We start from the raw sequence: 9,430 nt of genomic DNA on the forward strand, positions 1-9,430 counted from the left end.
TGGTGGGGCCGAATGGTTGCGGTAAAACCACCTTGCTGAAACTGATGCTCGGTCAGCTTAAAGCCGATAGCGGTAAAGTCCATTGCGGCACCAAACTGGAAGTGGCCTATTTTGACCAGCATCGTGCCGAACTTGATCCAGAGCGCACGGTGATGGATAACCTGGCGGAAGGTAAGCAGGAAGTGATGGTCAATGGCCGTTCACGCCATGTTCTTGGCTATCTGCAAGACTTCTTGTTCCATCCAAAACGCGCTATGACCCCAGTAAAAGCGTTGTCTGGTGGTGAGCGTAACCGTCTGTTATTGGCTAAATTATTCCTTAAGCCAAGTAACTTGCTGATCCTCGATGAACCGACCAACGATCTGGATGTGGAAACACTGGAGCTGTTGGAAGAAATGGTGGATAGCTATCAGGGCACGGTATTGTTGGTCAGCCATGACCGTCAATTTGTTGATAACTCGGTAACCGAATGCTGGATTTTTGAAGGCAATGGTCAAATCAGCAGCTTCGTCGGCGGATATTATGATGCTCATCAGCAGCGCGCTGAGGCGAAACCTATTCGTCAGGTCGCACCAAAAGTCGAAGAAACCAAAGCGGCTGCCCCGGCAAAAAGCACGGCGGCTACGGCAAAGCGCCCTGGCAAGCTGAGCTATAACTTGCAACGTGAGTTGGATCAGTTACCGCAGCAATTAGAAAAACTTGAAAATGAAATCAATGGGTTACAGGCTGAAGTCAGTCATGCTGATTTCTTCTCTCGCCCACATGAAGAAACACAACAGGTTTTGAAAGCATTAGCTGATGCTGAACAAGCATTAGAGGTGGCGTTTAGTCGTTGGGAAGAGCTGGAAGCTCAGAAAAACGGCTAAATGGTTTTTCGCCGTGCCATTAAATGATGTGCTATACGATAGTATGCCTATTGTTATATTAGTATCGTGATAATGTGACACTTAATATACCCAATAGATTTCAAGGTGCAGGAAGGCGGCAAGTAAGAGAACCCCGATGAGCTTACATAAGTCAGTGATTCGGGTGATGAGAACAGCCAACACACCTGCACTTTGAAAGATAAAGGGATATACAGACCAGCCGTGAGGGATTCGATATTGTGTTCTGTCATTCAGCCTGAGCACGGCGAGCACACTGGGCAGTCAGGGAACGTTATCCTGTGCCGGCAGTGCGACATGTCAGTGGCTTTACCCTCCTTGCCTTATGGCACCAAAGCGGTATGCCCGCGCTGTAAAACCACACTGACTGCGCGGTGGGATGAGCCACGTAAGCGCCCGGTGGGTTATGCTATCAGCGCACTCTTTATGCTGTTGCTGGCTAATATGTTCCCCTTCGTCAATATGCGCGTGGCAGGGATTACCAGCGAAATTACCCTGATCCAAATACCTAAAGTGATGGTGGCAGATGACTATGCCAGCATGGCAACGTTATTTATGGTTTTGGTTCAGTTGATTCCGGCTTTCTGTATGGTGGCCATTATTCTGCTTTGTCTGCGAGTGCGTATGCCGCACCGTTGGAAAGCCCTGATTGCAAAAGCACTCTTCCAATTTAAAACCTGGTGCATGGTCGAGATTTTCCTCGCTGGTGTACTGGTCAGTTTTGTTAAGCTGATGGCTTACGGCGAAATCGGCATTGGCAGCAGTTTTGTCCCTTATTGCTTATTCTGTTTATTGCAGGTGCGCGCTTTTCAATGTGTCGACCGCCATTGGATGTGGCAGGATATTGCTCCCGCACCCGCGTTACCTCATCCATTGATAGCGGGCCGAACCGGTTTGCGCCAAGGGCTGCGCTCTTGTGCGTGCTGTACGGCCATTTTGCCACAAGAGTTAGTGGAGTGCCCGCGCTGTCATACTCATGGCTATATCCGCCGGCGCAATAGCCTCCAGTGGACAATGGCATTATTAGTCACGTCAATCATGCTGTATATCCCCGCCAACCTGATGCCCATTATGATAACTGAAAGTTTGGGGAATCAGATGAACTCCACCATTATGGCCGGGGTGATTTTCTTGTGGAGCGAAGGTTCTTACCCAGTGGCAATGGTGATTTTTATTGCCAGCATTATGGTGCCATCATTAAAAATGTTGGCGATCGGCTGGTTATGTTGGGATGCAAAGGGCAAAGGTAATACCGACACTGAACGGATGCATTTTATTTATGAAATAGTGGAGTTCGTTGGCCGCTGGTCAATGATTGATGTCTTTGTTATCGCGGTGCTGTCGTCACTGGTGCGTATCGGGCAACTGATGAGTATCTATCCGGCGATTGGTGCACTGCTATTTGCCATGGTGGTTATCCTGACCATGTTTGCTGCATTAACCTTCGATCCCCGTTTAACCTGGGATCGGATAAGTGAAACAACCCAAAAGGAGCCGCAAGGTGACGGACAATAATCCCAGCCAAGGTGTGGCAGAAATAGAAAAAATCAAGCGGTGGTCCCCGGTGTGGATCATCCCGATTGTCACTGCGCTGATTGGCGCATGGATACTGTTTTATCACTTTAGCCATCAGGGGCCACAGGTGGTTATGACCACGTTGAGTGCTGAAGGTATTGAAGCGGGTAAAACCAAAATAAAAAGCCGCAGTGTTGATGTCGGCATCGTTGAGCAGGTCACGCTAAGTGAAGATCTCAACCATGTTATCGTGAAGGCACGGCTGAATTCCGGCATGAATACGTTGCTACACAGCGATACTGTTTTCTGGGTGGTTAAGCCGCAGATTGGTCGTGAAGGTGTTTCCGGCCTGGGAACACTGCTTTCAGGGGCTTACATTGAACTGCAACCTGGCGGCAAAGGTAAGCCACCCAATGAGTTTACTTTATTGGATTCCCCACCTCTTGCTGCGCCGGATGCCAAGGGGCTGCGTATCATGCTTGACAGTGAGCAAGCCGGGCAATTGAATGCGGGCGATCCGGTGCTATTCCGTGGTTATCGTGTAGGTTCGGTGGAAACCAGTGCTTTTGATGCGCAATTACGTCTGATGCGTTATCAGCTATTCATTGGGGCACCTTATGACAGCCTGGTCACCAGCAATGTGCGTTTTTGGAAAGACAGTGGGGTAGCGGTAGACCTTTCTTCCCAAGGGATGCGCGTCGAAATGGCCTCTTTAGCGACCTTATTCAGTGGCGGCGTCAGTTTTGATGTTCCAGATGGTTTAGAGCCGGGTAAGCCAATTACCCAGGCTAGAGCTGAATTTAAACTGTTTGATAACCGCAGTAGCATCCAAAATTCGCTGTACACCGAACATGAAGATTTCTTGCTGTTCTTCTCCGATTCCGTGCGCGGTTTACAGGCCGGAGCACCGGTTGAATTCCGAGGCATCCGTATCGGGACTGTCGGGGATGTTCCTTTCTTTGCTGAAGGGATGAGACAGCGCGTTGATAATGATTTCCGTATTCCGGTATTAATTCGCATTGAACCAGGTCGTTTTCGCGAGGACTTAGGCCCGGATGCTAATTTTGAACAAGTTTTGAAAACGGCCAAAGAACGTGGTCTGCGCGCATCCTTGAAATCAGGCAACCTGTTGACCGGCGCACTGTTTGTCGATCTGGACTTTTACCCAGACGCCAAACCGTGGAAAGGGCCACTGGAAGTCGCGGGCTATCCATTGCTGCCAACCGTCAGTGGTGGTTTAGCGCAGATTCAGCAAAAAGTGATGCAGACGTTGGATAAAATCAATAGTCTACCGCTAGACCCAATGGTCACAGAAGTCACCAAAACACTGGTTGAAAGTCAGAAAACCATGCGTGAAACCCAGAAAACTCTGGAATCACTGACGGCACTCACTGCCAGCCCGGCAATGCAGGATTTACCGAAAGATCTGCAAAAAACCTTGAATGAATTGAATCGTAGTATGAAAGGTTTCCAGCCTGGTTCACCGGCCTACAACAAAATGGTGGGTGATATGCAGCGGTTAGATCAGGTGTTGCGTGAATTACAGCCGGTGTTGCGGACGCTGAATGAAAAGAGCAACGCGCTGGTATTTGAAGCGACAGGAAGTCAGGACCCTCAGCCTAAGAAGGCCAAAAAATGATGAAATGGATGGCAGTTATCGCAGCGCTGTTACTCAGTGCTTGCAGCAGCACACCCAGCAAAACGTACTATCAGTTGCCCGCACTCAGTACGCCTACTGGCGCGACAAGTAGTGTTGCATCACGGCAATTGTGGGTTGAACATGTTGGCGTGGCTGATTATCTGGCGGCGGCTGGTGTGGTCTATCAAACCAACGATGTGCAATACGTGATTGCCAGCAACAACCTCTGGGCAAGCCCATTGGATCAACAGTTGCAGCAAACCTTGGTCACTAATCTGAGTAATGCGCTGCCGGGCTGGCTGGTCTCCTCACAACCACTCGATAGCTCACAGGATGTCCTGAATGTCACTGTCACCGGGTTCCATGGCCGCTATGATGGGCGAGCTATCATCCGTGGTGTTTGGATACTCAAACGCCAGGGGCAACTGATTAAACAGCCGTTCGATTTAGAGCTTAAACAGGGCGAAGATGGTTATGATGCACTGATTCGCACTTTGGCGGAGGGTTGGCAGCAGGAAGCCAAGTCGATAGCTGCCCAGTTGCGGTGATTTAAGTCATATTTTGTTCCAAATTAGTCTAATCCTCTTTCATCGATAATCACAAATTTATCGTGAAAGAGGATTTTTATTATATATCAATAAGTTAAATGCATTTATCCCAAATCAATCACTTAGCAAATTCAGCGTGCCTAGATCACAAATATGACATTGGCGTGAATTTTGCGCATTGCTTTTCTGTTTCCTAAGGTCTATCACTTAATTGTGACTGGATATAAAGTAGTCACTGTTTTCTTTCCACCAGACCGAAAGATGAGGGAAACGAGGCATGAAGAGACAGAAAAGAGATCGCCTGGAAAGGGCGTTGTCACGTGGTTATCAAGCAGGTATTTCAGGGCGTTCAAGGGAAATTTGCCCCTATCAAGCTTTGGACGCCAGATCGCATTGGTTAGGAGGTTGGCGACAAGCCATGGAGGACAGGGCTGTGACCGCTTAAGCGGCTCTCTGTCAGACTAAGGGATAACCTCCGCATTATGCGGAGGTTATTGGTTACTTTAATCAACCCAACATTTTAATAAGATACTTGCATTCACCCCACCAAAACCAAAACCATTCGACAGTGCGTAGGTCATTTCGTGTGGCTGTGCTTGACCTGCTATCACATTCAGCCCCGTGGCGGCTGGGTCCAGATTTTCCAGATTCAATGTTGCGGGTACCATTTGATCTCGCAATGCCAGCACGGTGAAAATCGTTTCTAATCCGCCAGCAGCACCCAGCAAGTGGCCAGTGGCTGACTTGGTTGATGTAACTGCTAACGTATCTCTCTCGCCAAACAAGTGCTTAATGGCATTAATTTCACCCAGATCACCGACTGGTGTAGAGGTTGCATGAGCATTGAGATGCTGAACCTGAGCGGGGGTAATACCCGCCTGGCGCAACGCAATCTTCATAGCACGGTATGCTCCATCACCGTCTTCGGCACCGGAGGTCATATGATATGCATCGGCACTGGTACCGTAGCCGACAATCTCGGCTAAGGGTTTTGCGCCCCGCGCCAAAGCATGCTCCAGTTCTTCAATAACCAGTAAGCCAGCACCTTCACCCATCACAAACCCATCACGGGCACTGTCGAATGGGCGAGACGCTTTTTCAGGGGCATCATTAAAACCGGTTGATAATGCGCGCGCAGCCGCAAAGCCTCCGAGGCTGACTGTATCGATTGCAGCTTCCGCACCGCCACATAGCGCCACATCAGCTTCATCATTGCGGATAAGACGAACCGCATCGCCGATGGCCTGAACACCGGCGGCACAAGCGGTCACTGGCGCACCAATCGGCCCTTTGAAATGATGTCTTATCGAAACGTGACCTGCGGCCAAATTCACCAAAAATGAGGGCACAGTAAAAGGTGACAGCCGTTTTGGCCCACGGCTCTCCGTGATGCGCACCGCATTTGCAATAGATGGGAAGCCACCAATACCTGAGCCAATAATGGTCGCGGTGCGTTCTTGTTTCTCGGCATTATCGGCTTGCCAGCCCGCATGGGCAATGGCTTCATCTGCAGCGGCCATGGAAAATTCAATAAAGCGATCCATTTTCTTTTGATCTTTTGGCGCAACAGCTTTATCAGGATCAAAGCCTGCTTCGGGATCGTCTGCAATCGTGGGCACTTGCCCACCAATTTTTGCCGGCAAATCACCGACAATTTCATCTGGCAGAACACGGATACCCGACTGCCCGGCGAGCAGGCGTTGCCATACGATACCGATACCGCAGCCTAATGGGGAAACCACACCCATTCCTGTAATTACTACACGGCGCATGTTCATTATTTTACCTTTTGAGACTCAATTGAATGGGGGGAATACCTGACATTGGCTACATCTTTCTCATGCATCAATGCCAACCGTTTATTAATTATATCGCTCTTGACCGAGCCTGCCGCGATGGTGACATCTTCTGCGCGAATAGGTTGCCGAGTGGTATCGTCCAACAAAATGGGATCGACCGGAGTACCGGTACGGCGATCGGTGAGAATAACGGCGGGGCCGTCTGGCGCAAAATGTTGATTACCCCAGTGAAATAGGGCTGCAACTACAGGAAAGAAATCATTACCGCGTTCAGTCAATAAGTATTCATAGCGAATGGGGCGAGAATGATAGAGCTTTTTCTCAAGAATACCGCTTTCCACCAAATACTTGAGACGCCGGGTGAGGATCGTGGGCGAAAGCTGCAAACTTTGCTGAAACTCATCAAACCGAGTAAGCCCCTGAAAAGCATCACGAATGATCAAGATGCTCCACCATTCTCCTACCCGTTCAAGAGAACGAGCCACCGGGCAGGGCATATCTTGAAAACGAGTTCTTTGCATACCATTCCTCGGGTGCGGGCGTAGGAAGCTGCGCCAACATTAAATGTGATTTAGTGACTACATTTATTGTAGTCACTAATGTTAAAAAAAATGCCATTGGCATTATAATTATGGTGCAGGGGCGTTAACTGCCCCTGCACCGGAAAACGAGTCTACCTACTAGAAGGCGTTGGTGTCTTTAAACAGGCCTACTTTTAAGTCGGTGGCGGTATAAATCACTTTGCCATCTACCAGCACTTCACCGTCAGCCACACCCATAATCAATTTACGCATAATAATACGTTTAAAGTTAATACGGTATGTCACTTTCTTGGCATCTGGTAGAATTTGCCCGGTGAATTTCACTTCACCGACGCCGAGCGCGCGGCCTTTGCCTTCGCCACCCAACCAGCCAAGATAGAAACCAACTAACTGCCACATGGCATCAAGGCCCAGGCAGCCAGGCATTACCGGATCGCCAATAAAGTGGCAACCGAAGAACCATAGATCCGGATTGATATCCAGTTCCGCTTCCACATAACCTTTGCCATAGGTACCGCCGTCTTCGGTCATTTTAACGACACGGTCCATCATTAACATATTGCCTGCTGGCAATGGTGGCCCGCCAGCGCCAAACAGTTCGCCACGGCCTGATGCTTCAAGGTCTTCTTTTGTATAGGATTCGCGTTTATCTACCATGTTCTCAGTAAGCCTTATTTTGATGAAGTGCGCAGAATAGCGTACAGCTGTACGCTGAGCAAGTCCGATCAGCCCTGGTTGAACCAGTTGAGCCAGCGTAATGGCCATGGCCACCGGCGTCTGTCCTGCGGATTTACTTGTGAGATTCGCTCTTGAATTATACCTAATAAGCTAGGATGCTGCTCATCGGCATAAACCACGCCCGTTAATAATGGCAATGCTTCAGCTGCGGTATCTACTGCCCATAAATGGAACTGACTATTCTGAACAGCCTCAACCACTGCTTGATTCAAACATAAATGGCGGACATTCGTGGTCGGTAAAATAACCCCCTGATTGCCCGTAAGCCCACGACGTTGGCATGCTTCGAAGAAGCCTTCGATCTTTTCATTCACACCGCCAATAGGCTGTACGTTACCAAATTGGTCAACTGAACCTGTCACAGCGATTTGTTGATTGATTGGCTGCTGTGAAAGTGCACTGATCAGGGCGCAAAGCTCTGCCAGCGATGCACTGTCGCCATCAACCTCGCCATAGGATTGTTCAAAAACAATGGAGGCCGAGAAAGGCAGCGGCTGATCAAGTTCCAGTTCTGAAATCAGGAAAGCTTGCATAATCATCATGCCTTTAGCATGAATGTTACCGCCTAATTCAGCTTTGCGTTCTACGTCAACAAACTCACCATCGCCTAAATGAACAACGCAGCTGATACGTGCGGGTTCACCAAAGGCGTAGGGGTGACCCGGGTATTCCAATACTGACAGGCCATTAATCTGGCCGACAACCTGGCCTTCGGTCTCTACCAGAATTTGCCCCAGCTCAATTTCATCTTGCATCCGTTCAGCAAGATAGCTATTACGCCAGTCACGGGCATTTAGCGCAACTTCAAGCGCATTGGCCGTAATTGTATCCTCTTCGGCATAGAGTGCAGCTTCTGCTAACTGGCGAGTGAGCCATTGCGGGCATAAAGGTAGGCTCCCTTGGTCACCGCTGTAACGCACAGCCTGGCGGAATAGCACTGGCCAGGCGTCGGCGGATAACGGAGGCAACTGCTTTTGCTGCAACAGCGCATTGATATAGCCGCACCACAGCGTCATGCCATCAATATCGACCAGCGGCAGTTCAACTTCGAATTCACCGTAAATAGCCAATTCGCCAAGCTCAGGCTCCATATCATGGAAATCACCCAGACCAAGACGATCGCCGACCAGAATCAACCGCAGATCTAGTGGCATTGATGGGATATGTACCGGTAGAGGGCGAGTTTCATCAGGAGACAGCCAGTCGAAGCGCTGCTGAACGATCATTTGCTTCAGGCGTAGCCACATCAATGGCTGAGCCTGTAATGATCGCACTGACAAGATCAAGACACCGCCATTAGCTTGATGAACCAAGCCAGGTTGGAGACTGATTTGATCTTTATGCCATCTAACGCAGCCAAACAGCTGTTCTGGTTCTACCCATTCCTGATAGAGACAGCGTGAAATCGCCGCAAATGGCTCGTCACCGTGTTGAGCGGGTTGCCAGCTGACCTGATGCCCATGCACAAGGTAGTCTCCGCCAAACAAGGCTGAGGCCTCAGGCTGGAGCTCTTTAACAGCTTGAGCGATCAATGCCAGATACTCAGTACTTTCCTGTGCTTTGATCAACATAAAACGCGGCAATGATTGTGGATGACAAAATAATGTCATTCCATTTTCAAGCCGGGGTTGAATCGCCGCGAAAGAAACAGGCTCCAACTGGGAGGCAGTAGCAAATAACGCTTCATATGGCGTTGTGTTCGGCAGCAGTGACTGCCATTCAAGTCTGTTATTGGTCAAAGTGATAGATGCAATCGTCAAAAAGG

General features: G+C 49.4%; 9 protein-coding genes. 5 read left to right on the forward strand and 4 right to left on the reverse strand.

What is annotated here, in order from left to right; translation table 11 throughout:
* The 5 genes from ACNSO8_RS02855 to rmf all read left to right on the forward strand — a co-directional run.
* Positions 1-866: ATP-binding cassette domain-containing protein (locus ACNSO8_RS02855; protein ID WP_418393762.1), on the forward strand; the 866-nt coding region annotated here is incomplete at its 5' end.
* Between the two features lie 237 nt (positions 867-1,103).
* Entirely contained in the window at positions 1,104-2,399 is a 1,296-nt protein-coding gene (pqiA, locus tag ACNSO8_RS02860) for a membrane integrity-associated transporter subunit PqiA (protein WP_418393763.1), read from the forward strand.
* Positions 2,386-4,038: an intermembrane transport protein PqiB gene (gene pqiB, locus ACNSO8_RS02865; protein WP_418393764.1), complete on the forward strand. Its 1,653-nt coding sequence runs from the start codon at positions 2,386-2,388 to the stop codon at positions 4,036-4,038. Before pqiA ends, pqiB begins: the two co-directional genes overlap by 14 nt.
* On the forward strand, positions 4,035-4,586 hold the full coding sequence (pqiC, locus tag ACNSO8_RS02870) for a membrane integrity-associated transporter subunit PqiC (protein WP_418393765.1): 552 nt from the start codon (positions 4,035-4,037) through the stop codon (positions 4,584-4,586). The genes pqiB and pqiC overlap by 4 nt, the downstream gene beginning before the upstream one ends.
* Positions 4,587-4,863: 277 nt before the next feature.
* The gene (rmf, locus tag ACNSO8_RS02875; RefSeq protein WP_005170911.1) at positions 4,864-5,031 is read left to right on the forward strand and encodes a ribosome modulation factor; all 168 of its coding nucleotides are present in this window, start codon (positions 4,864-4,866) and stop codon (positions 5,029-5,031) included.
* 58 nt (positions 5,032-5,089) lie between these two features.
* Here the strand turns inward: rmf and fabF are convergent, their stop codons facing one another.
* The 4 genes from fabF to ACNSO8_RS02895 form a co-directional block, all read right to left on the reverse strand.
* The gene (gene fabF / locus ACNSO8_RS02880; RefSeq protein WP_418393766.1) at positions 5,090-6,364 is read right to left on the reverse strand and encodes a beta-ketoacyl-ACP synthase II; all 1,275 of its coding nucleotides are present in this window, start codon (positions 6,362-6,364) and stop codon (positions 5,090-5,092) included.
* On the reverse strand, positions 6,364-6,906 hold the full coding sequence (locus tag ACNSO8_RS02885) for a winged helix-turn-helix transcriptional regulator (RefSeq protein ID WP_418393767.1): 543 nt from the start codon (positions 6,904-6,906) through the stop codon (positions 6,364-6,366). Before ACNSO8_RS02885 ends, fabF begins: the two co-directional genes overlap by 1 nt.
* 159 nt (positions 6,907-7,065) lie before the next feature.
* Positions 7,066-7,584, reverse strand: a complete 519-nt coding sequence (fabA, locus tag ACNSO8_RS02890; RefSeq protein WP_418393768.1) for a bifunctional 3-hydroxydecanoyl-ACP dehydratase/trans-2-decenoyl-ACP isomerase — start codon at positions 7,582-7,584, stop codon at positions 7,066-7,068.
* A 68-nt stretch (positions 7,585-7,652) separates the two neighbouring features.
* Positions 7,653-9,404 (reverse strand): AAA family ATPase, encoded by a 1,752-nt coding sequence (locus ACNSO8_RS02895; protein ID WP_418393769.1) that lies wholly within the window; start codon positions 9,402-9,404, stop codon positions 7,653-7,655.
* Positions 9,405-9,430 lie beyond the last annotated feature (26 nt).

The sequence above is a fragment of the Yersinia sp. LJYL362 genome (assembly GCF_048323875.1).

What these genes read in the sequence shown, in the direction of transcription:
- pqiC (WP_418393765.1), top strand. Translation starts at nt 4,035, where the DNA reads ATGATGAAATGGATGGCAGTTATCGCAGCGCTGTTACTCAGTGCTTGC.
- ACNSO8_RS02885 (WP_418393767.1), bottom strand. Translation starts at nt 6,906, where the DNA reads ATGCAAAGAACTCGTTTTCAAGATATGCCCTGCCCGGTGGCTCGTTCT.
- fabA (WP_418393768.1), bottom strand. Translation starts at nt 7,584, where the DNA reads ATGGTAGATAAACGCGAATCCTATACAAAAGAAGACCTTGAAGCATCA.
- rmf (WP_005170911.1), top strand. Translation starts at nt 4,864, where the DNA reads ATGAAGAGACAGAAAAGAGATCGCCTGGAAAGGGCGTTGTCACGTGGT.
- fabF (WP_418393766.1), bottom strand. Translation starts at nt 6,364, where the DNA reads ATGAACATGCGCCGTGTAGTAATTACAGGAATGGGTGTGGTTTCCCCA.